Origin of the sequence: Pseudomonas sp. PDNC002 (genome assembly GCF_016919445.1) — a bacterium.
GTDB lineage: Bacteria > Pseudomonadota > Gammaproteobacteria > Pseudomonadales > Pseudomonadaceae > Pseudomonas.
Window position 1 is genome coordinate 5,866,101 of sequence record NZ_CP070356.1, and the last position, 25,996, is coordinate 5,892,096.

The following is a 25,996-nucleotide window of genomic DNA, read 5'->3' on the forward strand; positions in this document are numbered from 1 at the left end:
GCTCAGGCGATGACTTTCGCCGCCTTCAACGCCTCGACCTGCTCGGTCGAATAGCCCAACTCCGCCATCACCTCGGCCGTGTGCGCTCCCAGCGCAGCGCCGATATGGCGCGGCTCGGGCAGGCCGGCGGAGAACCGGATCGGGCAAGCCGCCTGCAGCTGCTCCCCGCCCTTGCCAGTGGGCACCCGCGTGACCACGCCACGCTCGCGCAATTGCGGATGTTCCACCGCTTCGGCGAGGGACAGCATCGGCTCGACGCACGCGTCCAGCGCCGCGAAGCGCTCCTGCCAATCGTGGAAATCGCGATTCTCGAATTCGATGGCGATTTCGCGCTTGAGCGCCTGCTGGTCCTCCGGCTTGGGCGACAGCCCGCGCGCGGCCAGCTCCGGGCGGCCGATGGCGGCGCAGAACTGCTGCATGAACTGCGGCTCCAGGCTGCCCACTGAGAACCAGCGGCCATCGCGTGTGCGGTAGTAGTCGTAGAAGCTGCCGCCGTTGAGCGCGAGATTCTCCATCTGCGGCTCGACGCCAGCGGCGAGATAGCCGGCGCCGGCCATGCCGTGCAGGCTGAAGGCGCAGTCGGTCATGCTCACGTCGACCTGCTGCCCCTCCCCCGTCTGCTGCCGGTGGATGACCGCCGCCAGCAAGCCCATCACGCCATGCAGCGAGCCGCCGCCGATATCGGCCAGTTGCACGCCCAAGGGCAACGGACCGCTCTCGCGCCGCCCGGTGTAGCTGGCCACGCCGGCCAGCGCCAGGTAGTTGATGTCATGCCCGGCGCGATCACGGAACGGCCCGGTCTGACCGTAGCCGGTGATCGACACGTAGATCAGCTTCGGGTTGATCGCCTTGAGCGCTTCGTAGCCCACGCCCAGCTTGTCCATCACGCCGGGACGGAACTGCTCCAGCACGATGTCGTATTCCTGCACCAGTTGCTTCACCACCTCCACCGCCTGCGCCTGCTTGAGGTCCAGCGCAATGCAACGCTTGTTGCGGTTGAGGTAGGCGTGGCTGGCGGAGGTGCCATCCACGTGCGGCGGCAGCACGCGCACCAGGTCCATGCGCGTGGGCGACTCCACGCGCAGCACCTGCGCGCCCATGTCCGCCAGCAGCAACGAGGCGAACGGCCCCGGCAGCAGGGTGGAGAAATCGAGGATCTTCAGGGAGGCGAGCGGGCCGTTCATGGGCACTCCTGTTTCGCTCAATCGATGCGTGGGCGCCGCGCCTCAGAGCTTCATGCCGCGGCTGATGATCTCTTTCATGATCTCCGAGGTACCGGCGAAGATGCGCTGGATGCGCGCGTTCGCGTACATCTTGCAGATCGGATACTCCCACATGTAACCCCAGCCGCCGTGCAGTTGCACGCCTTCGTCGACCACCTTGCACAGCAGTTCGGTGGTGAACAGCTTGGCCTCGGCGGCCACTTCGGGGGTGAGTTTCTTCTGATTGTGGTCCATCACGCAGCGGTCGGTGAAGACTTGCGCCACGTCGATCTGGGTGCGCATCTCGGCGAGTTTGAAGCGGGTGTTCTGGAAATGCGCCACCGGGCGGTCGAACGCCTTGCGCTCCTTCACGTAGTCGATGGTGGTGTTCAACGCCGCCTCGGCGCCAGCCACCGCGCCACAGGCGTTGGTCAGGCGCTCCTGGGCCAGCATGTTCATCAGGTAGAAGAAGCCGCCCTTGGCGTCGCCCAGCAGGTTTTCCTTCGGCACTTTCACGTTGTTGAAGAACAGCTCGGCGGTGTCCTGGCTCTTCATGCCCAGTTTCTTCAGGTTGCGCCCGCGCTCGAAGCCTTCCATGCCGCGCTCAACGACGAACAAGCCCATGGCGTGCTTGTTCGCCGGATCGGTCTTCGCGGCAACGATCACCAGGTCGGCCAGCAGACCGTTGGAGATGAACACCTTGGAGCCGTTGAGGACGTAATGATCGCCCTTGTCCACCGCCGTGGTGCGCATGCCGGCCAGGTCGGAGCCAGCGGACGGCTCGGTCATCGCCACCGCCAGGATGCTCTCGCCACGGATGATCCCCGGTAGCCAGCGGGCCTTCTGCTCGGCGTTGCCGTACTCGGCAATGTAGGGGCCGCACAGCGCCGAGTGCAGCGGGATCATGAAGCCCGGCTCGTTGATGGCGGCCAGTTCCTCACACATGATCTGTTCGTAGCGGAAATCCTTCAGACCGGTGCCGCCGTACTCTTCTTCCGCCCAGGGCAGCAGGAAGCCCATCTCCCCTGCCTTGCGCCAGACGCTGCGATCCACCACGCCGGCGTCTTCCCATTCTTCCTGGTGGGGCACGACTTCCTTGTTGAGGAAAGCTCGGAACGCATCGCGGAACAGGTTGTGCTCGGTCTCGAAGTGATTGCGCAGCATGATCGACTCCCGGTGGGTTGAGTGCCCGCAGGGTAGGTGCTGGGTGCGCGCGGCCTCAATGACGCGAGCGCTCAGGGTCGATTGACGCAATCGCCCAATGGATGCCAGTGTGAAACGTCGCGCAGCGCCCACGGAGAGCGCCCGCATGAAGATTCGCCGTTTCCAGGCCGAGGACATTCCGCCGTACGAAAGCTGGTTCGACGATCCGGTGCTCTACGCGCAATTGGGCCCGATGGATAGTTACTGGTTGGAACAGGTGCTGAGCGATGCGGAAAAGGCTCAGTACAGCATTCTGCGTGGCGACCTACTGGTGGCGGTGGTGGGGATTTGCCTGCCCAACCCAGCGCATCCGTACTACTTCGTCACCGACCTTGCCGTGCGCCCGGAGTTGCGCGGCTCCGGCGTCGGGCGCACGGTGATGGCGCTGACGATGAGCCGACCGGAACTGCAGAGCAGCCCCTTGTGGCGGGCCAGCGTGAGGCCGGACAACCCAGGGGCTCTGGCTTTCCTCATCAAGCTGGGCTGGACGCGACTGGAAATGGGCAATCCATTCGACGAGTTGCTCGAGTTCGAATTCCGCCGGCGCCCGGCTGGGCCCTTGCTCCGCTAATCCAGCACGGGTGTAGGAGCAACTGTCTTATTCAGGGAAGTCCATACCGATGCATCCCCCTCACCCCAGCCCTCTCCCTGGGGGAGAGGGGGCAGCCCGAGCCGACTGACGCGAGGGTTTCATCCTGCACCGCACGGTCCCCTCTCCCCCCGGGAGAGAGTCAGGGTGAGGGGCTGTTGATCTTGTACGCGATGATTTCATCCTCGACGTGAGGCGGGCCAATCGCGGATGAATCCGCTCCTACACAAGCGGGATGTTCGGCGCTCATTCGCAAGCAATTTCCCGGCTCCCATAAAAAAACCCCCGCCGAGGCGGGGGTTCACACAAAGGAGTCAACGGTACAGCGAGTTGTTCTTAGAACACGTACTGCAGGCGGCCTACGACACCGTTGCCGTCGTCATCACCGTTGGCGTTGCGGATGCCGTCGGTCTTGACGTGGACGTAGTCGAGGGAAACCTTCACCGCCTCGTTGGCGTACCAGTTCACACCGATGGTGTTGGTGCTGGCCTTGGTGTCGCCCACGTCGCGGGTGGCAGTCGCCACGACCACGTTCGGGTCATCCACCTTGATGTGGTCGTAACGGTAGAAGACTTCCCAGGCACCGATTTCCTTGTTGGACGGCTTGATGGTGTCGAACTTGGCGCCATCGAGCTTGTACACGCGGGATTCACCGGTGATGGTGTAGGCCAGTTGGCCGTAGTAGCCGTCAGCCTTGATGTCTTCGAAGGCAGCGGCATCGGCTTTCAGTTTGCGCTTCAGGTATTCAGCCTGAGCGGAGAACGGGCCGATGGCGTAGGCGAATTCACCACCCCAGGTGGAGTCGTCCTTGTAGGAACCGGCCGGGCTGAGGGTGGCGCCGCCGAAGGTGGCGCGGTTGCCGTTGTCGCCAGCATCGTTACCGCCGTTGGTGGCGATACCACGCATGCCCAGACGCGGACGGATGCGGGAGTCGAAGGCTACGTCATCCAGGTCGCGGTATGCGTAATCCACACCGATGTGCAGGACATTGCCGTCGGTGTTCATCGGTGCGAACACGCCGCGGAAGTTGAACTGCTTGACGCTGTCGCCGTCGGTGTCGTCAGCATCTTTGGCGTACACGCCGGCATCGACGTAGGCCATGTTGGCGATCACGCCGCCAACCTGGGCACCCAGGCCGTCCTGGTGGGTGTTGATCCAGTCAGCCAGTTCGTAGGCCGAAGTACGCTCGGTGGCGGTGACCCACTTGGAGCTGGTGGCTTTTTCCAGACCGAAGTCCGGGTCGAAGCGGCCGAACTTCAGAGTGACCGGGCTGAAGCCGGTGTAGCTGAAGGAAGCCTCGTCGAAGTAACCGTTGTCAGCGTTACCCGAGTTGTGGGACATGTCGTAGTTGATCTGGTATTTCCAGTCTTTGTAGACAGTGCCGCCCAGTTCCAGGTAGGCGCGGCGGAAGTAGGCGCCGTCACCGTCGTTGCCGTTCTTGGTGTAGAAACCATCGAAGCGGCTGTAATCCGCTTGCAGACGGCCACCCAGCTTGAAGCTGAATTCTTTGTCGGTGGTACCGACCTCAAGGCCGCCTTTGGTCTTGATAACGATATCGGCGCCATCGGTGGTGACTGTGCCTGCGAAAGCCTGGGCGGAAACGGCCAGTGCCAGGGCAGTGGCGGCGTAACCGGCGAAGTGCTTACGGATCATCGAAGATTCCCCTTAATGGTATTTGCGTTGAACACGCCGAGTGCCTGGCTGCTGCGCGCCCCCCAAGGACTCGCACAGGCCGTTCTGGCGGCCCCCGTTTGTGTTGCTGGGAATCTTGGCGAGGGGTTATTTCAGATCAGTTGCTCCTAGATAAAACTTTTATTACAGAGGAACTTTTGATTTCTTTATCGAATAACGGTCCTAGGCCATGTGCCACTAGGCTTGCAGGCGGTTTCTGAAGGCCGCTTTGCCGGTATGCTATCGCCTCCCCTGATCGACCTTCTCGCTCGGGCTACCCCATGCATGAACTGCAACCCCTGATCCAGCAGCACGGTCTGACCCTGCTGTTCTTCAACGTCCTGCTGGAACAGCTCGGCCTGCCGATTCCGGCTTATCCGGCGCTGATCGTTGCGGGTGCCCTCGCCCTGCAAGGCAGCGGCGTCCCCCTGGGCGAGGCGCTGGCGGTGGCGGTGTGCGCCTGCCTGATCGCCGATTTGATCTGGTTCTGCGCCGGCAGGCGCTTCGGCGGTTTCATGCTGCGCAGCGTGTGCAAGGTGTCGCTGTCACCGGACAGCTGCATCCGCCAGAGCCAGAGCCTGTATCTGCGTATCGGCCCGCGCGCGCTGCTGATCTCGCGCTTCCTCCCCGGCGCCAGCGCGCTGACCACCACGATGGCCGGCATGATGCGCACGCCGCTGCCGCGCTTCCTTGCCTACGACTGCGCTGGAGCGGCGCTCTGGGCCGGCTCCGCGCTGATGCTCGGCAGCATCTTCAGCTCGGCGGTGGATCGCGTCCTCGGCTGGCTGACGCAGTACGCCAGCGTCGGCATCGCGGCGCTGCTGGGGGCTTTCGCCCTGTTCATCGCCTGGAAGCTCTGGCAGCGCGCCAACCTGCTGCGCCGCACTTCGCGGATTCCACGGATCAGCGTCGATGAGCTGCGCGCCCGCCTGGACGCCGGCAAGCCGCCGCTGATTCTGGATGTGCGTGCGCAGTTCGACGATGAGGCGATTCCCGGGTCTATCGCGTTCAACATCGACGCGCCACTGGATGAATTGCGCGGGAGCCTGGGCGACCGCGACGTGGTGATCTATTGCGCCTGCCCGCGCGAGCTTTCCGCGGCGATGTTGGCGGAACGGCTGAACGCATCCGGGCATGCGCGTACGTGGGCGCTGTCAGGTGGGCTGGATGCGTGGCGGGCGCAGGCCTCCGCCTGAAGCAACCAAACGGCGTAGGGGCGGACTCTGTCTGCGATCGGTTTCGCTTTCTGCCGGGGTGTTCAGAACGCGCCGGTCAGATTTTCGCGGACAAGGTCCGCTCCTACGAAAAGCGTGCCCGCTCAGCGGCGCGCTCTGTCCCGGCGCAGCTCGGCGAGATGGTCAGCCAGTCGCTCGGCGTCGGGACGCGGCGGTTCTGGTCGCGATCGGTTTCGCTTTCTGTCGGGGTGTTCAGAACGCGCCGGTCAGATTTTCGCGGGCAAGGTCCGCTCCTACGAAGAGCGTGCCCACTCGGCGGCGCGCGCTGTCCCGGCGCAGCTCGGCGAGATGGTCAGCCAGTCGCTCGGCGTCGGGACGCGGCGGTCAGATTTTCGCGGACAAGGTCCGCTCCTACGAAGAGCGTGCCCGCTCAGCGGCGCGCGCTGTCCCGGCGCAGTTCGGCGAGATGGTCAGCCAGGCGCTCCGAGTCCGGGCGAGGCGGTTCTGGTAGCAGGCGCAGGGTCGCCTGGGTCAGGCGCATCTGCCGCAAGTAACGCCGGCAGTTGCGGCACAGCAACAGGTGCCGGCGCAGCGCGAGCTTCTCGCGCCAGCCCAGCTGTTCGTCCAGCAGGTCGCTGGAGCGGGCCACCAGTTCCTTGCAGGTCAACATTCCCCGGTCTCCTCGAAGTGCTCCACGGTGGCGAATACCTTCAGCCGTGCGCGATGCAGCAGCACCCGCACATTGGAGAGCGAAACCTCCAGCAGATTACAGATCTCCTCCAATTCCAGCCCCTGGCGTTCGCGCAGGAGCAACACGCTGCGTTGCAGGTCGGACAGGCTGAGCAGGGTCTTTTCCAGGCATTCGCGCAGTTCGTCTTCCGCCAGCAGGGCTTCGGGCGAGTCCTCGTGCCAGGCCAAGGGCGCGGCACTCCAATGGCCGTCGGCGGCGAAACGGCTATCGTCGATGCTGCCGTGGGGCGCGGGCAGGTCGTCGAGCGAGACGTCGCGGCGGACCTTGCGCAGGCGGGATTTGGCGGTGTTGGCCGTAATGGTCAGCAGCCAGGTCTTGAGGCTGGAGCGCCCCTGGAAACCGTCCAGGTTGCGCACGGCGGCGAGCCAGGCGTCCTGCACCACTTCGTCGGCGTGGGTGCTGCCGACGATGGCGATGGCCACGGCGCGCATCGCGCCCTGGTAGGCGGCTACCAGGGTGCGGAAGGCCTGCTGGTCTCCGGCCAGCAGGCGCGACAACAGCTCGCTGTCGTCGCTCTGCACGATCAGCGCTTGCGCAGGATCACGCTGCCGATGGAGTAACCGGCGCCGAACGAGCTCAGCACGCCGATGGAGCCGGCGGGCAGGTCGTCCTGGTATTTGTGGAAGGCGATGACCGAACCGGCCGAGCTGGTGTTGGCGTAGGTGTCGAGGATCACCGGCGCTTCGTGGGCTTCGGCGTCGCGGCCGATCAGCTTGCGGGTGATCAGCAGGTTCATGTTGAGGTTGGCCTGGTGCAGCCAGAAGCGCTTCACGTCGCTGACCGGGATGTCGTTCTGCGCCAGGTGCTCGCCGATCAGCTCGGCCACCATCGGGCAGACGTCCTTGAACACCTTGCGGCCTTCCTGGACGAACAGCTTGTCGCGGGTGCCGATGCCCTCTTCCGCCGCGCGGTTGAGGAAGCCGAAGTTGTTGCGGATGTTGTTGGAGAACTGGGTCAGCAGCTTGGTGCTGACCACGTCGAACTGGTGCTTGGAGATCGCCTGGTCGGCGCGCTCGATGACCACGGCGGTGGCGGCGTCGCCGAAGATGAAGTGGCTGTCGCGGTCGCGGAAGTTCAGGTGGCCGGTGCAGATTTCCGGGTTGACCATCAGGATGGCCCGGGCCTGGCCCAGCTGCACGCTGTTCACCGCGGCCTGGATGCCGAAGGTGGCCGAGGAGCAGGCGACGTTCATGTCGTAGCCGAAGCCCTGGATGCCAAGGGCGGCCTGCACTTCGATGGCCACGGCCGGGTAGGCGCGCTGCAGGTTGGAGCAGGCGACGATCACGCCGTCGATGTCCTCGGGCTTGCGGCCGGCGCGCTGCAGGGCTTCCTTCGCGGCATGGGCGGCCATCTCGCAGAGGATGCCCCAGTCTTCGTTGGAGCGTTCCGGAATGCGCGGCGCCATGCGCTGCGGGTCGAGGATGCCTTCCTTGTTCACCACGAAGCGGCTCTTGATGCCGGAAGCCTTCTCGATGAACGCCGAGCTGGACTCGGAGAGTGCTTCCACTTCGCCCTTGGCGATAGCGTCGGCGTGCTGGTCGTTGTAGCTGCGGACGTAGCTGTTGAAGGATTCCACCAGTTCATCGTTGGAGATGCTGAACGGCGGGGTATACAGGCCAGTTCCGCTGATCACGACTTTATGCACGGTCAATCCTCTTCTCAATCTGGGCCACCGGGCCCGGCAGCATGGTTAGGCATCAAGGTGCCCGCGCGGTGGCCGGCACTGGATATTCGTAGGCCTTCGCATCGTGGCGCGAAGGCGTCGGGATGGCGATCCCCGCAACCGGGCAGTTTGCCATCCCTCGGGGTGGGCGACACCTTTGGCCGCCCGGCGGTTCGCGGTGTCACCCGGGTGCAACCGCTGGTCGCTGATTATGCTGCAAATTTCGCCGAAAAGTCGCCCACACGAAGATGACAATCCGGCAAGTTTACGGACGCAGATCACGTCGAGCCTGCCTTGAGGCAACGGATTGATTTTTTCCACCGGCATCATAGGGACGGCGTTAGCGCGCCCGCGCGCGTCAATCCTTATCCTTCGGAGCATTCCCGACCTAGCCATGGAGACTTCAGGATGAGCGAAGCAATCCGCCCGGAAATGGATGAACAGACCCTGGAATTCGCCAATCAGGTGATCGATCTGGCCCGCCAGGGCGATACCGAGCGCCTGATCGACCTGCTCCGCCAGGGGCTGCCGGCCAACCTGCGCAATCACAAGGGCGACAGCCTGCTGATGCTGGCCAGTTACTACGGCCACCACGACACGGTGGCGGCGCTGCTCGACCACGGCGCCGACCCGGACCTGCGCAACAACGCCGGGCAGACGCCGCTGGCTGGCGCCGCTTTCAAGGGTGACCTGGAGATGGTGCGCCTGCTGCTGCGCCGAGGCGCCCAGGTGGAAGGCGCCTCTCCCGACGGCAAGACCGCCTTGATGATGGCCGCCATGTTCAACCGCCCGGAGATCGTCCGCTGCCTGCTGGAACACGGTGCCAACCGCGAGGCCCGCGATGCCAGCGGCCTGACGCCATTGGCCGCGGCGAAGATGATGGGCGCGACCGACACCCTGGCGCTGCTCGAAGCGGCCTGAGTCAGTCGATGCGCACGTGCTCGGCGAGGAAGTCGAGCACAGCGCGCACCCGCGCGGGTAGGTGACCCGGCTTGCCCAGGTAAAGCGCGTGCATCGGCTTGCGGTCGCCGGGGTTGAAGTCCGCCAGCACCTCCACCAGCCGTCCGGCGGCGATATCCTCGCGCACCTGAAACTCTGCCAACCGTGCCAGTCCCAGTCCCGCCAGCGCCAGATGGCGCACGCTGTCGCCATCGCTGGCCAGCAGGTTGCCGCTGGGCTCCGGATCACCCGCCTGCTTGCCGAGGAACGGCCAGTCCGGCTCGACGCGCCGGTAGCTGAAGCCCACGCAGTTGTATCCGCCCAGTTCACGCGGATGCTGCGGCGCGCCGTGCCGCGACAGATACTCGGGCGCGGCAACGATCTTGTGCCCGGACTCACCCAGCGAGCGCGCCACCAGCCGCGAGTCTTGCAGCGGGCCGCTGCGCACGGCCACGTCGGCGCGGACTTCCAGCAGATCCACCACTTCATCGGTCAGTTGCAGATCGAGGCTGACGCCGGGGTGACGCTCAAAGAACAGCGGCAGCGCGGGGATCAGGAATTGCCGGCCAACCGGCAGGTTGCAGCTGATGCGTACCCTGCCCTGCGGCTCGGCACTGGCCGAGGCTTCACGCTCGGCTTCGTCCAGGTCGGCGAGGATGCGCAGGCTGCGTTCGTAGAAGGCTGCGCCTTCGGCCGTGAGCTGCTGGCGCCGGGTGGAGCGATTGAACAGTCGCGCGCCGAGGCGATCTTCCAGGCGCGCCACCAGCTTGCTCACTGCGGACGGTGTCATGCCGCATTGCTGCGCGGCGGCAGTGAAACCACCGGTTTCCACCACGCGGATGAACACTTCCATTTCGCCGAAGCGATTGACGTCGGGCCGGGCCATGTTGAATTCAATTCACAGGTGATTTGCTCAAAGGCAGTCTATATCAGCAATACGCACGGGGATAAGGTGGCGCCCATTCTACGAATCATCTGGGAGAGCCATCGTGCCCATTGCCTTGTATGCCTTGACCGCCGGTGCCTTTGGCATCGGCGTTACCGAATTCGTGATCATGGGATTGCTGCTGGAGGTCGGCCAGGACTTCGGTGTGTCGATCTCCGCCGCCGGCCTGCTGATCTCCGGCTACGCGCTGGGCGTGGTGCTCGGCGCGCCGCTGCTCACTGCCCTCACCGCGCGCTGGCCGCAACGCAACACTCTGCTCGGGCTGATGGTGATCTTCACCCTCGGCAACCTGGCCTGTGCCCTGGCGCCGGACTATGCCACGCTGATGGCGGCGCGGGTGCTGACCTCCTTCGCCCACGGCACCTTCTTCGGCGTCGGCTCGGTGGTCGCCACCAGCCTGGTGCCGGCCGAACGCCGCGCCTCCGCCATCGCCCTGATGTTCACCGGCCTCACCGTCGCCACCATCCTCGGCGTACCCCTGGGCACCTGGCTCGGCCAACTCTATGGCTGGCGCGCGGCCTTCTGGGTGGTCACCGGCATCGGCGTACTGGCCCTGGCGATCCTGGCGATCTACCTGCCGCGTGACAGCGCCCCGCCCGCCGCCGGCAACCTGCGCGACGACTTCCGCGTGCTGAAGCGCCCGGCCGTGCTGCTCGGCCTGTTGACCACGGTGCTCGGCTTCGGCGGCGTGTTTACCGTGTTCAGCTACGTGTCGCCGCTGCTCACTCGCCTGGCCGGGTTCTCCGAGAGCGCCGTGTCGCCGGTGCTGCTGGTGTTCGGCGGTGGCCTGGTGCTGGGCAACCTGCTCGGCGGCAAGCTGGCCGATCGCAAGCTGGTGCCCACCCTGCTCGGCAGCATGCTGGCGCTGGCGGTGGTGCTGGGCCTGATGAGCTTCGCCCTGGACAACAAGATCGCGGTGATCGTGTTCATCGCCCTGCTCGGCGCCGCCGGTTTCGCCACTGTGCCGCCGCTGCAGATGTGGGTGCTGGAGAAGGCCCACGGGGCCGGGCAGAGCGTGGCGGCCAGTTTCAACATCGCCGCGTTCAACCTGGGCAACGCCCTGGGCGCCTGGCTCGGCGGCATGACCATCGACCATGGCCCCGGCCTCGCCGCGCTGCCCTGGGTCGGCGCGCTGCTGCCGGTCGCGGCTATCGCCACGGCGCTGCTGTGCCTGCGCCTGGAGCGCGGACCGGCGATGTCGGCGGCGACCGTCCAGCAGGCTCGGTGAACGATCGGCGAAGCCGTACTGTCGAGGAAAGGGGCGCGCAGAGTCGCGCCCTTTTCTTTTATCCACAGACGGAGGGCTCGCCCACCCATGCTGGTTTCGCTTCAGGCACTGCGGGCACTGGCCGCCTGGCTGGTGGTGTTCCATCACTTCATGCAGGTGTTCTTCGATTTCCACGCCGACAGCCTCGGCGGCAGATTGCTCTCCACGCGCGGCCAGGTCGGCGTCGACATCTTCTTCGTCCTGAGTGGCTTCGTGATCCATCTCTCCAGCGCCGGGCGACCGATGTCGCCGCTGACCTTCCTGGTCCAGCGCCTGGCCCGTGTCGCCCCGGCCTATTGGCTGTACACGGCGATCACCGCACTGATCATCCACGCCTTCGCCGATGTGATGCCGGTGTATGGCGTCGGCGGCAAATCGCTGCTGCTGTCGATGCTCTTCATTCCCAGCCAGAACCCCGGCGGCTTCGGCCTCTACCCGGTGCTACCGGTGGGCTGGACGTTGAATTTCGAGATGCTCTTCTACGCCTTGTTCGCCCTCTCCTTTCTGGTCGCCGAGCGCTGGCGAGCGTGGCTGGTGACCGCGCTGGTACTGCTGGTGGCACAGGTGCTGGCGCGCGAACCCTGGATCAGCAACTTCTACCGCAATCCGATCATCTTCGAGTTCCTGCTCGGCCTGGGCCTCGCGGCGCTGTACCGGCGCGGCTGGTTGAACCTGCCCAGACCGCTGGCCCTGACGATGGTGGCCGGGGCGGTGGCGACCATCGCGCTGTTCCCCGCCGACCATCCGTGGCGCCTGCTCACCTGGGGCCTGCCCGCCGCCGCGCTGCTCGCCGCCTGCGTGGCCCTGGAGCCGTTGTTCGAGCGCAACAAGGTGCTGCACGCGCTGGGCGACTGGTCCTACTCGGTGTACCTGCTGCATGTGATCGTGCTGTGGCTGGCGGCCTATTGGCTGCACGAGCGGCTGGGCCTGACGCCGTACCAGACACTGGGCCTCAGCGTACCGGCGATACTGCTGCTGTCCTGGCTGAGCTATGAGTGGGTGGAACGGCGCATGGCACGACGGGTGCGTGCTGCCTATGCGCGGGTGGCGGAACCCATCGCGGCGCGACGTGCTCAGGCCGGATCGGTGTAGACCAGGCGGTTGCGCCCTTCGGCCTTGCCGCGATACAGGCGGCGGTCGGTGCAGCGGTAGAGCTCGTCCGCATCCAGCCCGTCGCACGGCCACTCGGCGAGGCCGAAGGTGGCGGAAATCGGGATGCGCTGCCCCTGGTACTGTAACGGCGCCTCGGCGATTTCACGGCGTAGGGATTCCACCAGCGGCTGCGCATCGAAACGATCGGTGAAGGGCAACAGCAGGCCGAATTCCTCACCGCCGAGCCGGCCGATCAGGTCGGTGGCGCGCAGGCGATGGCGCAGGCGATTGCACAGGTGCTGCAGCGCCTTGTCGCCGGCGTCGTGGCCCCACTGGTCGTTGATGTTCTTGAAGTGATCGACATCCAGCACCACCAGCACCAGGCGGGTGTCGTAGCGTGCCGCTTCCTGGATGCAGCGCTGCAGGGCGCGCTGGAAACTCTCGCGACTGGCTACACCGGTCAGCGCGTCGGTCAGGGCCAACTGGCGCAACTGTTTGTAGGCCTCCGCGCGGCGCCCTTCGTAGACGTGCATGAAGGCGATCACCAGCACGCCGCAGAAGATGCCATTGCCGATATCGATCAGCCCCGGCGCATCGAGGTGCACCTGGTTGGCGCGCAGGTACATCACCGTGGCGATCAGCATGAACGGGACGGCGAGCAGGAAGCCGCGCAGTTTCCCCAGCAGCAGGTAGGCCATCACCGGCATCAGGTAGACCCAGACGAAGGCCGTGGCCGAGGCGTTGGGCATGACGATGATGTAGAGGATGAAACAGAAGGTGGGCAGCAGGTAGGCGATGATCCACGGCACCAGGCGCGTCACCCGCTTGAGCCGCTGTGTCGCCCACAACAGCAGGCCACACGTGGTCAGTTCGGCGCCGGCCAGCCAGTAATTGCCGGCGAAGAACTGGAGGATCGAGAACAGCCCCAGGGTCGCCCCGGTGCAGGTGAAGATAAGGCGCATCAGCAGTCGATGATCGGCTTCCTCCAGGCCGGTCGGGCCGGCGGTGGATTCGAACATCTGCTCGGGGTCGCTGTTGCGGTGCATCACGCCCTGCTCCTTGGCTCGACCGTCCGCGGGGTCGTCCTGAATGGCGATCTCCGGGCTATCCTGCCCGCTCCACGTCCCTGAAGACTACTCCAAATTCCTACAATGCGTTGCCAAACCGACAGAAGCCCGCCGGATGGACTAGCCTTCGCTGCATCATCTGTGGAGGAAGTCCATGCGTTCGATTCTTGCCGCTCTGTCCGTGCTCGCGATCTCCGGTTGTGCCTCTTACCAGGCCGATGAAGTCCACCCCGTACCCGCGGACCGTTTGCTGGCCTACCAGCAACCGGGCAAGGACAGCGTCAAGGTCGACGTCACCCGCGACGTGGGCTATATCGGCGGCGGCTGCTACGTCGCCGTCACCATCGACCATGAAATCGCGGCGCGGATCGGCAAGGGCGAGTCGGCCAGCTTCCACGTACCGGCGGGCAAGCATGTGGTGGGCATCATCGGCGACAAGGACGGCGACGGCCTGTGCAGCAAGGCCATGCTGCGCCGCGAATTGCTGGTACCGCTCGAACCGGACGGCAACAACGCCTTCCGCATCGTCAGCGACAACCGCACCGGCTTCGATATCAAGCCGGCGGTCGAGTAAGTCCTCGACCGCACGGGCGCGCCTCAGCCGTTCAGACGGGCAACGAGGCGCGCTTGCAGCTTCTCCAACTCCCCCGCATCGGCCTTGTTCGCCGCGTGGATACCCAGGCCCTCGCCGGCGTAGCGCGGAACGATGTGCACGTGGATGTGGAACACCGTCTGCCCGGCCGGCGCGCCGTTGAACTGGGCGACCTGCACGCCATCGGGATTCAGCTCTTCGACGATCACGCCGGTCAGGCGCTGCACCACGCGCATCACCTTGGCCAGCGCATCGGCGTCGACTTCGAGGATGTTGCGCGCCGGCGAATTCTTCGGAATCACCAGGGCATGGCCGTAGGACTGCGGGAACAGATCGAGGAAGGCGAGCACGTCGTCGTCCTCGTACAGCTTGAAGCAGGGGGCCTCGCCGCGAATGATCTGGGCGAAGATGTTCTGCGGATCGTAGGTGCCTTGCAGACTCATGGTGGGTTCCTTCTCCGGTGACTATGGGGCCGCACCATACCTTTTTGTCGCGCGCGGGTCATGACCGGTGGCGTGGGGAGGGCTATCCTGAGGCCTTTCTCGCACCCTGACCGGAGCATGCATGTCAGACCTTTCCGCGTTCCCTATCACTCAGAAATGGCCCGCCGAGCACCCTGACCGCCTGCAGCTGTATTCGCTGCCCACGCCCAACGGCGTGAAGGTGTCGATCATGCTGGAAGAGCTGGGTTTGCCCTACGAGCCGCACCTGGTCAGCTTCGAACGCAATGACCAGATGTCCCCCGAATTCCTCTCGCTGAACCCGAACAACAAGATCCCCGCAATCCTCGATCCCAACGGCCCGGACGGCAAACCGCTGGCGCTGTTCGAGTCCGGCGCGATCCTGGTCTACCTGGCCGACAAGACCGACTCGCTGATCGCCCCCGGCGCCAGCGGTCGCTACGAGACGCTGCAGTGGCTGATGTTCCAGATGGGTGGGATCGGCCCGATGTTCGGCCAGATCGGATTCTTCAACAAATTCGCCGGCAAGGACTACGAGGACAAGCGCCCGCTGCAGCGCTATGTGGACGAAGCCAAGCGCCTGCTGGGCGTGCTCGACCAGCGCCTGGAAGGCCGCGACTGGATCATGGGCGAGCGCTACACCATCGCCGACATCGCCACCTTCCCGTGGATTCGTAACCTGATTGGTTTCTATGAGGCGGGCGAGCTGGTGGAGTTCGACAAATTTGCCAATGTGAAGCGCGTGCTGGAGCGTTTCCTGGCGCGGCCGGCGGTGCAGCGGGGGCTGTCGATTCCGAAGCGGGATTGAGGTTCGGGGCAGAGCCGCCTTGCGGCGCCCCTCACCCCAGCCCTCTCCCAGGGGGAGAGGGGGTTGTCCGTGCAAACTGAACGTTCAGGTTTCAGCCGGCAACTCAGGTTCCGGCTAACGCTGCCATTTCCCGTCCACACCGATCAGTCCCCTCTCCCTCTGGGAGAGGGTTAGGGTGAGGGAAGGGACCCCAGCCGACTACCAGAGTCATCGGCGAGCCGGTCGCGAGCAAGCTCGCTCCCACAGAATCAGGCCTCGACCTGGCTCCACTGCTTCGACAGGCGCTTGTCCGACACCGGTAGCTTCGTCCCCAACTGCTGGGCGAACAGCGAAACGCGGTACTCCTCCAGCATCCAGCGATAGAGCACCAGCTCGGGGTCGCGCTTGCCTTCCTGGGCGTGCTTGGCCAGGCGCGCCGAATACTGTTCCCAGTAGCCGGCCATCTCGCCGCTCCACACGCGGTCGCGCTGGACTTGGCCTGCGACCTTGTCCAGACGCTGCTCGACAGCCTTCAGGTAACGCGGGATTTCCTTCAGCCACTCCAGCGGCGTGTCGCGCACGAAGCCGGGGTAGACCAGCTTGGCCAACTGCCCCTTCACGTCGTTGAGCGGCACCGTCATGGCGAGGTCGACCTTGCCCTTGAAGCGCTTCTGCAGGCCGTGCCAAAGCTTGAGGATTTCCAGGGTCAGGCGGGCGATGCGTTCGGCGTGCTCGGTCCAGGCGCCGCGCTTCTTCTCGGCCAGCGACGCGAGTCCGGCGCCATCGCGCGGCAGGTTGGCTTCCCCCTCGAGAATGGCGCTGTCCAGGCTGGCCAGCAGGATGTCTTCGACCAACGACTCGACGCGGCCCAGCTCACGGTAGAGCAGGCCCATGTCGGTCTGCCCCGGCAGCTTGCTGCGCAGGAACTTCGCCGGCTCGGCGAGCTGTTGCAATAGCAGTCGCTGCAGGGCGCGACGGTGCTGGTAGTCGGCCTCGGCCTGGGTCGGGAAGCGGTTTTCCTTCACCACGCCGGCCTCTTCCACCAACGCCGGATAGACCGTCATCGACAGCCCGGCAACCTTCTGCTGGACCTTTTCCGCCACCCCGGCGAAGCCCTTGGCTTCCACCGGTTTCTGCGGCTTGTCCGCCTGCGGGATCGCCAGCGCAGCCTGGCTGGCCTCGGCGAAGCGCGCGGTGAGTTCCGCCAGATCGCGGCCCTCGCCAAGGAACTTGCCACGGGCGTCGACCACTTCGATGTTCATGCGCAGGTGGCTTTCCACCTGGGTCTCGGCCTCCGCCCAGGCCTCTTCCGGCACGCGGCTGCCGGTCATGCGCTGCAGCTCGCGGCCGAGGGATTCGGACAACGCGCCCTCGGCAAAGACCATCTTGCCCTGCGCGGCGCGGACGAAGTCCGGCACCGGCACGAAGTTCTTGCGGATCGCCTTGGGCAGGCTGCGCACCAGCTCGATGCACTTGGCCTCCAGCAGGCCCGGCACCAGCCATTCCAGGCGTTCGGCGGGCAGTTGCGGCAACAGTGGCGCCGGCACGCGCAGGGTCACGCCGTCACGCACGTGGCCCGGTTCGAAATGGTAGGTCAGCGGCAACTGCAGCTCACCCAGTTGCAGGCGATCCGGGTAAAGACCGGCAGTGACTTCACTGGCATCGCGCGCGAGGACATCTTCCTCGCGCATGATCAGCAGGTCCGGTTTTGCCTTGTGCTCGCGCTCGTACCATTTCTCGAAGCTGGCGGACTGGTAGATGTCCGCCGGCAGGCGTTCGTCGTAGTAGGCGAACAGGGTTTCCTCATCGGCGAGGATGTCACGCCGGCGCGCCTTGGCTTCCAGCTCGTCGAGCTTCTCCAGCAACTGGCGGTTGGCCGACAGGCACTTGGCACGGCTGTTGATCTCGCCGCGCACCAGCGCCTCGCGGATGAACATCTCGCGGGACACCGGCGCATCGATCGGGCCGTAATGCACGGCGCGGCGGCCGATGATGATCAGGCCGTACAGGGTGACCTGCTCGTAGGCCACCACCTGGCCGCGGCGTTTCTCCCAATGCGGTTCCAGGTAGTTCTTCTTCACCAGATGCCCAGCCAGCGGTTCCAGCCAGTCCGGCTCGATCTTGGCGACCATGCGGGCGAACAGCTTGGTGGTCTCCACCAGCTCGGCGGCCATGATCCACTGCGGCTTCTTGCGGCCGATCACGCTGGAGGGATGAATCCAGAAGCGCCGCTGGCGCGCGCCGAGGTAGTCGCCCTCCTCCGCCTTCTGGCCGATCTGGCTGAGCAGGCCGGAGAGGATCGCCTTGTGCACGGCGGCGTAGTCGATGTCGCGGGCCTTCGGCTCATCCGCCTTGGCGACCGGCTGGCGGCCACGGTTGTCGTGCGGCTTGGCCTGCTCGCGGACGGGTTCGTTCTTGCGCTGGGCACCGTCCGACTTCGAGCCGAAAGGCAGCTGCAATTCGCGGCAGATCAGCGTCAACTGGCGGTGTGCATCGCGCCACTCGCGCAGGCGCAGGTAATTCAGGAAGTTCTTCCGGCACCAATTGCGCAGCGGGTTGGAGCCCAGCGCCTGGCGCTGCTCCTCGAAGCCGCGCCAGAGGTTGATCAGCGCGGCGAAGTCCGAGTCCGGGTCTTTCCACTGGGCGTGGGCCTGGTCGGCGGCCTGCTGGCGATCCATCGGCCGCTCGCGCGGGTCCTGCACGGATAGCGCGCTGGCCACGGTGAGGACTTCCGGCAGGCTGCCCAGTTGCGCCGCTTCCAGCAGCATGCGGCCCAGGCGCGGGTCGATGGGCAGGCGCGCGAGCTGGCGGCCCAGCGGCGTGAGCTGGCCCTCGCGGTTCACTGCCGAGAGTTCCTGCAGCAGGGTGAAGCCGTCGTTGATCGCCTTGCCATCCGGCGGCTCGATGAAGGGGAAGGCCTCGATGTCGCCCAGGCGCAGGTGGAGCATCTGCAGGATCACCGCCGCGAGGTTGGTGCGCAGAATCTCCGGATCGGTAAAGGCCGGGCGGCCGTTGAAGTCTTCCTCGCTGTACAGGCGCACGCAGATGCCCGGCTCGACCCGGCCGCAACGGCCCTTGCGCTGGTTGGCGCTGGCCTGCGAAACGGCTTCGATGGGCAGACGCTGGACCTTGGCGCGGTAGCTGTAGCGGCTGATGCGCGCGGTGCCACTGTCGATCACGTAGCGGATGCCCGGCACGGTCAGCGAGGTCTCGGCGACGTTGGTGGCGAGCACGATCTTGCGCCCCGGCATGGGCGCGAAAATCTTCTGCTGCTCGGCCGGCGTCAGGCGCGCATACAGCGGCAACACTTCGGTGTGGCGCAGGTTGGCCTTGCGCAGCATATCGGCGGCGTCGCGAATCTCGCGCTCGCCGGGGAGGAATACCAGCACGTCGCCGGGACGCTTGCCGATCTCACGTTCGTGGGCGGCGATCTCGTCCAGCGCACGGAGGATGCCCTGGTCCACGGACAGGTCGTCGAACAGGGCTTCGCCGTCCTCGTCCACTTCCGCGGCGAGCGGGCGGTACCAGGTGTCCACCGGGTAGGTACGGCCCGAGACCTCGACGATCGGTGCGTCGCCAAAGTGCTTGGAGAAACGCTCCAGATCGATGGTCGCCGAGGTGATGATCAGTTTGAGGTCGGGCCGACGCGGCAGCAGCGTCTTGAGGAAGCCGAGCAGGAAGTCGATGTTCAGGCTGCGTTCGTGGGCTTCGTCGACGATGATCGTGTCGTAGCGTTCCAGATAGCGGTCATGCTGGGTCTCGGCCAGCAGGATGCCGTCGGTCATCAGCTTGATCAGCGTGCTTTCGTCGCTCTGGTCCTCGAAGCGCACCTGGTAGCCGACCAGCGAGCCCAGCGGCGTGCCGATTTCCTCGGCAACGCGGGTCGCCACGCTACGCGCGGCGAGGCGGCGCGGCTGGGTGTGGCCGATCAGGCCGTGGGTGCCGCGGCCCAGCTCCAGGCAGATCTTCGGCAGCTGGGTGGTCTTGCCCGAACCGGTTTCGCCGGCAATCACCACCACCTGGCTCTTTTCCAGCGCGGCCTTGATCTCGTCGCGCTTGGCGGCAATCGGCAGGCTGTCGTCGTAGCGAATCTTCGGAATGCTCGCGCGGCGCGCCTCGACCTTGGCGCAGGAGGCCTGGAAGCGTTCGGCCCACTGCGCCAGCTTGGCGTCGTCCGGGTGCTTGCGCAGTTCGTGGAGCTGCCGGCGCAGGCGATGGCGGTCGCGGATCAGCGCATGATCCATGCGCTGCAGGAGTTGATCGGGAGTCGGCGTGGTTTCTGGGGTCATCGGCTTCGCTGGCGTATGCGCGGGAAGCGGCGCAGCGCAAACGAGCGTGGCCGGTCCCGGAAAATGGGCTGTCATGGCGACAATCCGGGGATTGTCGCAGAGGACCGGCAAGGGCCGCCACGCCGATTGCGTCGCGGCCTGGATTGGCGGGGCGTTGCGCCCCGCCCGGATCAGATGCGGAACTGCCCCACGAGCTGGCGCAGGCGCTCGCCCAGCCCGTTCAGCTCGGTCGCGGTGCGCGCGCCCTTGGCCGCATCGTCGGCGACACTTTCCACGCCGCCAGCGATCTGGTGCACGCTGCGGTTGATCTCCTCGGCCACGGCGGTCTGCTCTTCGGCGGCGCTGGCGATCTGCGCGTTCATCGAGTTGATGGTGCCGATCAGCTGGGCGATGGCATCCAGCGACTGGCCGGCCTGGTTGGCCTGGCCGCGGGTGCGCTCGGCCATCTCGCTGGCGCGCTGCATGGCGTTCACCGAGCCGGCGGTGGTGCCCTGCAGGCGGTCGATCATCTGCTGGATTTCGCCGGTGCTCTGCTGGGTGCGGCTGGCCAGCGCACGGACCTCATCGGCGACCACGGCGAAACCACGCCCGGCCTCACCGGCGCGGGCGGCCTCGATGGCCGCGTTGAGCGCCAGCAGGTTGGTCTGTTCGGCGATGGAGCGGATCACTTCCAGCACGCCAACGATGCCCTGCACGTCCTTGCGCAGCGTGTCGAGGGAATCGCTGCTGCTACGCACCTCGCCAGCCAGGTCGTTGATCTGCGCCACGCACAGGTCCACCTCGCGCTTGGCGGCCTGACCCTCACGGTCGGTCTGCTGGGCGGCGTCGGCCGCCTGTTGCGCGCTGCGCGCCACTTCCTGGGCGGCGGCGGTCATTTCGTTGATGGCGGTGGCAACCTGGTCGGTCTCATGGCGCTGGCCGTCCATCGCGCGCTCGGAGCGCTGCGCCTGCTGGGCCACGTCGCCCACCAGTCCGGACAACTGATTCGTGGTGCCGGCCACCTGCTGCACCAGCACGTGGATCTTCTCGACGAAGCGGTTGAAGGAGCCGGCCAGTTCACCCAGTTCGTCGTGGCGGCCGAGGTTCAGACGGTGGGTCAGGTTGCCGTCGCCGGCGGCCATGTCGTCGAGGTTGTCGCGCACCTGGACGATGGGCTGGACGATGGTGCGGCTGAACAGCCCGGCGAGCAGGCCGATCACCACCACCAGCGCCAGGGCCGCTCCGCCCATGAGCAGCAGCAGGTTGTCTATCTTGGCGTCGAAGGCGGCGCCGGCTTCCTTCACTTCGCGCTCGACGTCGTCAAGGTTCAGCGAGGTGCCGAATACCAGGTTCCACTTGGACAGATAGTGGGCGTAGCCGATCTTCGGTACGACGGTGTTGCCGCCGGGCAGGGTGAAGCTGTAGCGCACATAGTGCTGGCCGCCCTGGCCAGCGCTGACCAACTCGCGGATGGCATAGACGCCGTTGGGGTCGCGATAGCCGCTGAAATCTTCCCCCAGGCGCTCGTCGCTGGTGCCCTGGAAGACACGTACGGCGCGGGTGTCGTAGCCCCAGAAGTAGCCGCCCTTGCCGTACTCGAGACGCTTGAGGATCGCTATGCCCTGCTCGCGGGCCTGAGCATCGCCCTGGGCTGCGGCCTGATAGACCGGGCCGACGGCGGCCAGCGCCACATCGACGAAATTCTTCAGCTGGGCTTCGCGATCCTGGGTCAGGTTCTCGCGGATCTGCGCTTCCTGCTGCGTCGCCAACTGCTTCAGCGCGACGGTGGCGATGGCGCACAACAGCAGGGTGAGGATCAGGATCGGCACGATGGCCAGGAGCAGGACCTTGGCGCGCAAACGGAGGGCAGTGTTCAAGGCGTTCACCTCAGGCGGATAAGGGACATGGCTTCCTTGCCCCATCAAAAAACCCGCCTTGCGGCGGGTTTCTTGTATATCGGCTTAGGCCCTGATCTTCTTGAGCTCTTCGTCGCGCAATTCGCGGCGCAGGATCTTGCCGACGTTGGTGGTCGGCAGGCTGTCACGGAACTCCACGGACTTGGGACGCTTGTAGCCGGTGAGGTTGTCGTGCATGTGCTGCATGACTTGCTCCTTGGTCAGGGTGACGCCCGGCTTGGACACCACGAAGACCTTGATCGCCTCGCCGGATTTCTCGTCCGGGATACCGATGGCGGCGCACTGCAGCACGCCCGGCAGGGTGGCGAGCACATCTTCCAGCTCGTTGGGGTACACGTTGAAGCCCGACACCAGGATCATGTCCTTCTTGCGGTCGACGATACGCATGTAGCCGTCTTCCTGGATGATCGCGATGTCGCCGGTACGCAGCCAGCCGTCCTTGTCGAGGATCTCGTCGGTGGCTTCCTGGCGCTGCCAGTAGCCTTTCATCACCTGCGGGCCCTTGACGCACAGCTCGCCACGCTCGCCCAGCGGCAGGTCCTGGCCGTCATCGCTGATGACCTTGCACTGGGTCGACGGAACCGGGATGCCGATGGTGCCGATCTGGATGTTCTGGAACGGGTTCACCGAGACCACCGGACTGGTTTCGGTCATGCCGTAGCCTTCGCAGATGGCGCAGCCGGTGACGTCTTTCCAGCGCTCGGCAGCGGCCTGTTGCAGAGCCATGCCGCCGGAGAGGGTCAGCTTCAGCGCGGAGAAGTCCAGCTTGCGGAAGCCTTCGTTGTTGCACAGGCCGACGAACAGGGTGTTCAGGCCAACGAAACCGGTGAACTTCCACTGCGACAGTTCCTTGACCATGCTGGCCAGGTCGCGCGGGTTGGTTACCAGGATGTTGTGGTTGCCGGTGAGCATCATCGCCATGCAATGGAAGGTGAAGGCGTAGATGTGGTACAGCGGCAGCGGGGTGATGAGGATCTCGCAACCTTCGTTGAGGTTGGCGCCCATCAGTGCCTTGCACTGCAGCATGTTGGCGACCAGGTTGCGGTGGGTCAGCATCGCGCCCTTGGCCACGCCGGTGGTGCCACCGGTGTACTGCAGCACGGCGACGTCGTCGTTGTGCGGCGAGACTTCCTTCACCGCCTTGCCACGGCCCTTGGCCAGGACGTCGGTGAGCTTCTGCGCGTTGGCGATGTTGTAGGCCGGGACCATCTTCTTGATGTTCTTGACCACGAAATTGACGATGAAGCGCTTGAGCGGCGGCAGCATGTCACCCACTTCGGTGACGATGACGTTGCGGATGCCGGTCTTGGGCAGCACTTCCTCGGCCAGGTGCGCCATGTTCGCCAGGCACACCAGCGCCTTGGCGCCGGAGTCGTTGAACTGGTGCTCCATTTCCCGCGCGGTGTACAGCGGGTTGGTGTTGACCACGACCAGGCCGGCGCGCATGGCGCCGAAGACCACGACCGGGTACTGGAGCACGTTGGGCAGTTGCACGGCGATGCGGTCGCCGGGCTTGAGATCGGTGTGTTGCTGCAGGTAGGCGGCGAAGTCCCCGGAGAGCTTGTACATCTCACCGTAGGTCAGGGTCTTGCCCAGGTTGCTGAAGGCAGGCTTGTCTGCAAAACGTTGGCAGGATTCTTTGAGTACCGCGAGGATGTTCGGGTACTGGTCAGCGTTGATCTCGGCAGCGATCCCCACTGGGTATTTGTCCTTCCAGAAATTGTCGGTCATGGAAGCCCACTCCTAAGCAACAGCTCATCTTTACCGCGTTCGCGGTTCTTTGTTGTGTTTATGTCGCTTTCCCCTGCTCGGGGAGCGAAAAGCGGGCCGAGATTATCAGCTTTGATAAACAGCGACCAGCACCAAACACAGGCTTGCCCGTAAGAAAAATGACCAGAGACAGGCTTTCCGGTCACCAACCTTCCATTCGTCGGAAAAGCCCGTCCCAGAAGGCTCGCAGCCTTGTTGGATTGTCTGACAAAGTGGATTTCAGGGAAATGAAACCGGCAAAAAGGATGGGAAATGGTCGCCGGACCGGTCGCCATGACGGGGTAGATCGTCGGAGTCCGATCAGGCGGTTTCGCCCCGCTCCACGCGGCGCCTTCACTGATCTACCTCAACACTATCCAGGTCGGGATCTCGCAAAGTGCTACTGCCCTCTCCTGGAGAACCCTCATGTTTCCCGAATACCGTGAAAAGATTACCCGCCTCAAAGCCGAGGACCCGCATTTCGCCAAGCTCTTCCATAGTCACAACGATCTCGACCAGGAGATCAAGAACATGGAAGCCGGCATCACCCCCGCATCGCACGACACCATCGAGTCGCTGAAGAAGCAGAAACTGCAGCTCAAGGACGATCTCTACGAGATTCTGCGCAAGAAGGACGGCTGCTGTGGCGGCTGCGGTGGTTGACTAGGGCTGGCCGACAACCCGCCATAAATAAAAAGGGGGCTGATCCAAGATCAGCCCCCTTTTTCATTCACGCTCGACTCAGGCGGTTTCGCGCAGCTCCCGGCGCAGGATCTTGCCCACCGGAGTCATCGGCAAGGCGTCTTTCAGCACGATGTGCTTGGGCACCTTGTAGCCGGTGAAGTTTTCCTTGCAGTAGGCCTTGAGCTCCTCGACGGTCACGCCGCCCTCGCGGGCCACGACGAAGAGTTTCACCGCCTCGCCGGATTTCTCGTCCGGCACGCCGACCGCCGCGCAGTTGGCGACTTTCGGGTGGGCCATGACCACGTCTTCGATCTCGTTGGGGTAGACGTTGAAGCCGGAGACGATGATCAGGTCCTTCTTGCGGTCGACGATGCGGGTGAAGCCGTCCGGGTCGATCACCGCGATGTCGCCGGTGCGCAGCCAGCCATCGGCGTCCAGCACCTCGGCGGTGGCTTCTTCGCGCTGCCAGTAGCCCTTCATCACCTGCGGGCCCTTCACGCATAGCTCACCGCGTTCGCCCAGGCCGACGTCATTGCCGTCGTCGTCGATCACTTTCAGCGCGGTGCCCGGCACCGGGATGCCAACGGTGCCCAGGCGCGCCTGGTCGCCGTAGGGGTTGGTGCTGACCACCGGGGAGGTCTCGGTAAGGCCATAGCCCTCGACGACGGTGCAGCCGGTCATGGCCTTCCAGCGCTCGGCGGTGGCGGTGACCAGCGCGGTGCCGCCGGAGTTGGTGACCTTCAGGTTGGAGAAGTCCAGCTCCTTGAATTCCGGGCGGTCCATCAGGGCGACGAACAGGGTGTTCAGGCCCAGCAGCGCGGAGAAGCGCCACTTCTTCAGTTCCTTGATGAAGCCGGGGATGTCGCGCGGGTTGCTGATCAGCACGTTGTGGTTGCCGTTGACCATCATGCACATGCAGTTCGCGGTGAAGGCATAGATGTGGTACAGCGGCAGCGGCGCGATCATCACCTCGTTGCCGACCTGCATCAGCGGCTTGCCGTCCGGGCCATGCTGCTGCAGGCAGGCATGCACCTGCTGCATGTTGGCCACCAGGTTGCCGTGGGTGAGCATGGCGCCCTTGGCCACGCCGGTGGTGCCGCCGGTGTACTGCAGCACCGCGATGTCTTCCAGGCCGACCTTGACCGGCTGCAGGCCGTGGCCGCGGCCCTGGCGCAGGGCCGACTTGAAGGAGACGGCCTGGGGCAGGTTGTACTCCGGCACCATCTTCTTCACGTACTTGACCACGGTGTTGACCAGCAGGCCCTTAAGCGTTGGCTGCAGGTCGCCCATCTGGGCTTCGATCAGGTACTCGATGCCGGTATCGGGCAGCACTTCCTGCACCAGCTTGCCGAACAGGTTCACGTAGACCAGCGCGCGGGCGCCGGAATCCTTGAACTGGTGGCGCATCTCGCGAGCAGTGTAGAGCGGGTTGGTGTTGACCACGATGAGGCCGGCGCGCAGGGCACCGAACACGGCGATGGGGTATTGCAGGATGTTCGGCATCTGCACGGCGATGCGGTCGCCGGGCTTGAGGTCGGTGTGCTTCTGCAGGTACGCGCCGAAGGCGGCGGACAGGCGATCCAGCTCGGCGTAGGTCAGGGTCACGCCCATGTTGCTGAAGGCCGGGCGGTCGGCGAACTTCTTGCAGGAGCGTTCGAAGACTTCCACCACCGACTTGTAGGCGGTCAGGTCAATGTCGCTGGGCACGCCGGCCGGGCGTTTGTCGTTCCAGAAATCAGGTTGCATTTATTCTTGTCCTCATACCTGAGCGAAACCGAACCGTCATTGCGGTCATTCGACGGAAGCTAGCAGTTCCTTTGGTCATCGCAAAGACTCCAGGCGGCGTCATAGACTGCGTGAATCTTGCGCCACCATCCCGGCATGGCGCGGGATAGAGCTGACGGCCGCCTAGGACGGGCCTTACACGACACCATCAGGGCGCTGTCAGCAATCCATACAGAAGATGTCTCGGCG

At 65.0% G+C, this 25,996-nt stretch carries 21 protein-coding genes; 8 read left to right on the top strand and 13 right to left on the bottom strand.

The window, feature by feature from the left end; all coding sequences use genetic code 11:
* Positions 1-2: 2 nt before the first annotated feature.
* Positions 3-1,184 (bottom strand): CaiB/BaiF CoA-transferase family protein, encoded by a 1,182-nt coding sequence (locus JVX91_RS26540; protein ID WP_205337016.1) that lies wholly within the window; start codon positions 1,182-1,184, stop codon positions 3-5.
* A gap of 42 nt (positions 1,185-1,226) precedes the next feature.
* Entirely contained in the window at positions 1,227-2,366 is a 1,140-nt protein-coding gene (locus tag JVX91_RS26545) for an acyl-CoA dehydrogenase family protein (protein ID WP_205337017.1), read from the bottom strand.
* Positions 2,367-2,511: 145 nt separating this feature from the next.
* On the opposite strand from JVX91_RS26545, the gene JVX91_RS26550 reads away from it, so the two are divergent.
* The gene (locus JVX91_RS26550; protein ID WP_205337018.1) at positions 2,512-2,976 is read left to right on the top strand and encodes a GNAT family N-acetyltransferase; all 465 of its coding nucleotides are present in this window, start codon (positions 2,512-2,514) and stop codon (positions 2,974-2,976) included.
* A gap of 354 nt (positions 2,977-3,330) precedes the next feature.
* On the opposite strand, the gene JVX91_RS26555 is transcribed toward JVX91_RS26550, so the two are convergent.
* Positions 3,331-4,647: an OprO/OprP family phosphate-selective porin gene (locus JVX91_RS26555; RefSeq protein WP_205337019.1), complete on the bottom strand. Its 1,317-nt coding sequence runs from the start codon at positions 4,645-4,647 to the stop codon at positions 3,331-3,333.
* A 299-nt stretch (positions 4,648-4,946) separates the two neighbouring features.
* On the opposite strand from JVX91_RS26555, the gene JVX91_RS26560 reads away from it, so the two are divergent.
* Positions 4,947-5,861, top strand: a complete 915-nt coding sequence (locus tag JVX91_RS26560; protein ID WP_205337020.1) for a VTT domain-containing protein — start codon at positions 4,947-4,949, stop codon at positions 5,859-5,861.
* Between the two features lie 409 nt (positions 5,862-6,270).
* Here the strand turns inward: JVX91_RS26560 and JVX91_RS26565 are convergent, their stop codons facing one another.
* The 3 genes from JVX91_RS26565 to JVX91_RS26575 are packed head-to-tail and all read right to left on the bottom strand — an operon-like array spanning position 6,271 to position 8,236.
* Entirely contained in the window at positions 6,271-6,510 is a 240-nt protein-coding gene (locus JVX91_RS26565; protein WP_205337021.1) for a zf-HC2 domain-containing protein, read from the bottom strand.
* On the bottom strand, positions 6,504-7,112 hold the full coding sequence (locus JVX91_RS26570) for an RNA polymerase sigma factor (RefSeq protein ID WP_205337022.1): 609 nt from the start codon (positions 7,110-7,112) through the stop codon (positions 6,504-6,506). The genes JVX91_RS26565 and JVX91_RS26570 overlap by 7 nt, the downstream gene beginning before the upstream one ends.
* A gap of 2 nt (positions 7,113-7,114) precedes the next feature.
* On the bottom strand, positions 7,115-8,236 hold the full coding sequence (locus JVX91_RS26575) for a beta-ketoacyl-ACP synthase III (protein ID WP_205337023.1): 1,122 nt from the start codon (positions 8,234-8,236) through the stop codon (positions 7,115-7,117).
* Between the two features lie 426 nt (positions 8,237-8,662).
* Between JVX91_RS26575 and JVX91_RS26580 the strand changes: the two genes are divergently transcribed.
* Entirely contained in the window at positions 8,663-9,175 is a 513-nt protein-coding gene (locus tag JVX91_RS26580; protein ID WP_205337024.1) for an ankyrin repeat domain-containing protein, read from the top strand.
* Between the two features lies 1 nt (position 9,176).
* Here the strand turns inward: JVX91_RS26580 and JVX91_RS26585 are convergent, their stop codons facing one another.
* Positions 9,177-10,079, bottom strand: coding sequence for a LysR family transcriptional regulator (locus tag JVX91_RS26585; RefSeq protein ID WP_205337025.1), 903 nt, complete (start codon positions 10,077-10,079; stop codon positions 9,177-9,179).
* Between the two features lie 103 nt (positions 10,080-10,182).
* On the opposite strand from JVX91_RS26585, the gene JVX91_RS26590 reads away from it, so the two are divergent.
* Entirely contained in the window at positions 10,183-11,367 is a 1,185-nt protein-coding gene (locus JVX91_RS26590) for an MFS transporter (protein WP_205337026.1), read from the top strand.
* An 87-nt stretch (positions 11,368-11,454) separates the two neighbouring features.
* Positions 11,455-12,498: an acyltransferase gene (locus tag JVX91_RS26595; RefSeq protein ID WP_205337027.1), complete on the top strand. Its 1,044-nt coding sequence runs from the start codon at positions 11,455-11,457 to the stop codon at positions 12,496-12,498.
* Here JVX91_RS26595 and JVX91_RS26600 read toward each other — a convergent pair.
* On the bottom strand, positions 12,480-13,544 hold the full coding sequence (locus JVX91_RS26600) for a GGDEF domain-containing protein (RefSeq protein WP_205337028.1): 1,065 nt from the start codon (positions 13,542-13,544) through the stop codon (positions 12,480-12,482). The two genes, JVX91_RS26595 and JVX91_RS26600, sit on opposite strands and share 19 nt — an antisense overlap.
* 175 nt (positions 13,545-13,719) lie before the next feature.
* Here JVX91_RS26600 and JVX91_RS26605 point away from each other — a divergent pair, with 175 nt between their 5' ends.
* Entirely contained in the window at positions 13,720-14,139 is a 420-nt protein-coding gene (locus JVX91_RS26605; protein ID WP_205337029.1) for a 3-isopropylmalate dehydratase, read from the top strand.
* A 23-nt stretch (positions 14,140-14,162) separates the two neighbouring features.
* Here the strand turns inward: JVX91_RS26605 and JVX91_RS26610 are convergent, their stop codons facing one another.
* Positions 14,163-14,600, bottom strand: a complete 438-nt coding sequence (locus JVX91_RS26610) for an HIT family protein (protein WP_205337030.1) — start codon at positions 14,598-14,600, stop codon at positions 14,163-14,165.
* 121 nt (positions 14,601-14,721) lie between these two features.
* On the opposite strand from JVX91_RS26610, the gene JVX91_RS26615 reads away from it, so the two are divergent.
* Positions 14,722-15,426 carry a glutathione binding-like protein gene (locus tag JVX91_RS26615; RefSeq protein WP_205337031.1) on the top strand — a complete coding sequence of 235 codons (705 nt, stop codon included), beginning with the start codon at positions 14,722-14,724 and terminating at the stop codon, positions 15,424-15,426.
* A 248-nt stretch (positions 15,427-15,674) separates the two neighbouring features.
* Here JVX91_RS26615 and hrpA read toward each other — a convergent pair whose 3' ends face one another.
* From hrpA to fadD1, 3 genes are all read right to left on the bottom strand, one after another.
* On the bottom strand, positions 15,675-19,694 hold the full coding sequence (gene hrpA, locus JVX91_RS26620; RefSeq protein ID WP_205337032.1) for an ATP-dependent RNA helicase HrpA: 4,020 nt from the start codon (positions 19,692-19,694) through the stop codon (positions 15,675-15,677).
* A gap of 170 nt (positions 19,695-19,864) precedes the next feature.
* Positions 19,865-21,550, bottom strand: coding sequence for a methyl-accepting chemotaxis protein (locus JVX91_RS26625; protein ID WP_205337033.1), 1,686 nt, complete (start codon positions 21,548-21,550; stop codon positions 19,865-19,867).
* 84 nt (positions 21,551-21,634) lie between these two features.
* The gene (gene fadD1, locus JVX91_RS26630) at positions 21,635-23,320 is read right to left on the bottom strand and encodes a long-chain fatty acid--CoA ligase (RefSeq protein ID WP_205337034.1); all 1,686 of its coding nucleotides are present in this window, start codon (positions 23,318-23,320) and stop codon (positions 21,635-21,637) included.
* 444 nt (positions 23,321-23,764) lie between these two features.
* Between fadD1 and JVX91_RS26635 the strand changes: the two genes are divergently transcribed.
* Positions 23,765-24,001, top strand: a complete 237-nt coding sequence (locus JVX91_RS26635; protein ID WP_054907419.1) for a YdcH family protein — start codon at positions 23,765-23,767, stop codon at positions 23,999-24,001.
* Between the two features lie 78 nt (positions 24,002-24,079).
* Here JVX91_RS26635 and fadD2 read toward each other — a convergent pair whose 3' ends face one another.
* On the bottom strand, positions 24,080-25,768 hold the full coding sequence (fadD2, locus tag JVX91_RS26640; RefSeq protein ID WP_205337035.1) for a long-chain-fatty-acid--CoA ligase: 1,689 nt from the start codon (positions 25,766-25,768) through the stop codon (positions 24,080-24,082).
* Positions 25,769-25,996: the final 228 nt, after the last annotated feature.

Excerpts from the sequence above, each read along its gene's own strand:
- JVX91_RS26600 (WP_205337028.1), bottom strand. The coding sequence starts at position 13,544 with ATGCACCGCAACAGCGACCCCGAGCAGATGTTCGAATCCACCGCCGGC.
- JVX91_RS26560 (WP_205337020.1), top strand. The coding sequence starts at position 4,947 with ATGCATGAACTGCAACCCCTGATCCAGCAGCACGGTCTGACCCTGCTG.
- JVX91_RS26540 (WP_205337016.1), bottom strand. The coding sequence starts at position 1,184 with ATGAACGGCCCGCTCGCCTCCCTGAAGATCCTCGATTTCTCCACCCTG.
- JVX91_RS26605 (WP_205337029.1), top strand. The coding sequence starts at position 13,720 with ATGCGTTCGATTCTTGCCGCTCTGTCCGTGCTCGCGATCTCCGGTTGT.
- JVX91_RS26550 (WP_205337018.1), top strand. The coding sequence starts at position 2,512 with ATGAAGATTCGCCGTTTCCAGGCCGAGGACATTCCGCCGTACGAAAGC.
- JVX91_RS26615 (WP_205337031.1), top strand. The coding sequence starts at position 14,722 with ATGTCAGACCTTTCCGCGTTCCCTATCACTCAGAAATGGCCCGCCGAG.
- JVX91_RS26545 (WP_205337017.1), bottom strand. The coding sequence starts at position 2,366 with ATGCTGCGCAATCACTTCGAGACCGAGCACAACCTGTTCCGCGATGCG.
- JVX91_RS26580 (WP_205337024.1), top strand. The coding sequence starts at position 8,663 with ATGAGCGAAGCAATCCGCCCGGAAATGGATGAACAGACCCTGGAATTC.
- fadD2 (WP_205337035.1), bottom strand. The coding sequence starts at position 25,768 with ATGCAACCTGATTTCTGGAACGACAAACGCCCGGCCGGCGTGCCCAGC.
- JVX91_RS26555 (WP_205337019.1), bottom strand. The coding sequence starts at position 4,647 with ATGATCCGTAAGCACTTCGCCGGTTACGCCGCCACTGCCCTGGCACTG.
- fadD1 (WP_205337034.1), bottom strand. The coding sequence starts at position 23,320 with ATGACCGACAATTTCTGGAAGGACAAATACCCAGTGGGGATCGCTGCC.
- JVX91_RS26585 (WP_205337025.1), bottom strand. The coding sequence starts at position 10,079 with ATGGCCCGGCCCGACGTCAATCGCTTCGGCGAAATGGAAGTGTTCATC.
- JVX91_RS26610 (WP_205337030.1), bottom strand. The coding sequence starts at position 14,600 with ATGAGTCTGCAAGGCACCTACGATCCGCAGAACATCTTCGCCCAGATC.
- JVX91_RS26635 (WP_054907419.1), top strand. The coding sequence starts at position 23,765 with ATGTTTCCCGAATACCGTGAAAAGATTACCCGCCTCAAAGCCGAGGAC.
- hrpA (WP_205337032.1), bottom strand. The coding sequence starts at position 19,694 with ATGACCCCAGAAACCACGCCGACTCCCGATCAACTCCTGCAGCGCATG.
- JVX91_RS26595 (WP_205337027.1), top strand. The coding sequence starts at position 11,455 with ATGCTGGTTTCGCTTCAGGCACTGCGGGCACTGGCCGCCTGGCTGGTG.
- JVX91_RS26565 (WP_205337021.1), bottom strand. The coding sequence starts at position 6,510 with ATGTTGACCTGCAAGGAACTGGTGGCCCGCTCCAGCGACCTGCTGGAC.